The sequence below is a fragment of the Lysobacter sp. CCNWLW3 genome (assembly GCF_036697405.1).
Classification (GTDB): Bacteria; Pseudomonadota; Gammaproteobacteria; order Xanthomonadales; family Xanthomonadaceae; genus Lysobacter.
This window is the reverse complement of sequence record NZ_JBAHWA010000038.1, coordinates 1-648: the sequence shown is the minus strand read 5'-3', so window position 1 is coordinate 648 and position 648 is coordinate 1. Positions and strand designations below refer to the sequence as shown.

Genomic DNA, 648 nt, shown 5'->3' with positions numbered 1-648 from the left:
TCGCCCAGCCAGCGGCCGGACTCGTCGTAGACCGTGTAGGTGTTGACCGCCGGGGTGCCGCCGCTGCCGTCGGGGTTGCCAGCGACCGCGGGGATGGTCGAGAGCACGCGCTCGCCCAGGGCGTTGTACGCGTAGCTGCGCAGCATGGTGCCGTTTTGCGACACGCTGTTCATGCGGTCGTCTTCGCCGTAGTTGAACTGCTTGGCCGCGCCGCCGATGGCGGTGGTGTTGCCCACGCCGTCGTAGCTGCGCGCCACGCCGCCGGCCGAGCTCAGGCGATGGTTGCTGCCGGGGTAGGCGAAACTGGTGGTGATGCCGCCGTGCAACAGGCTGGTGCGGTTGCCGGTGGCGTCGTAGGTGTAGGTCTCGATCGGGGTGCTGCTGGGGCCGTCGCGCAGGATGGTCAGGCGGCCAAGATTGTCGTAGTCGTAGCGGGCCAGGAACGCGCTCTGCAGGCCGTCCTTGAGCTCGGTGAGCTGGCCGGCGGCGTCGTAGCCGTAGTGCAGCGACAGGCCGCCGCTGGCGTTGTCCTGGATGGTCTCGGCCTGGTAGTTGCGGGTGAGGCTGCGCGACAGGGTGCGGCCGTTGCCGTAGACCCAGCCGGTCGCGGGGCCGAACGGGGCGTAGCCGGCCTGGTTGAGCAGCACC

The 648-nt window shown here is 69.9% G+C and carries 1 pseudogene; it reads right to left on the bottom strand.

Annotation, left to right across the window (positions count from 1 at the left end):
- Positions 1-648 (bottom strand): annotated as a pseudogene (locus tag V1318_RS21675) (RHS repeat protein); the annotation flags it as partial.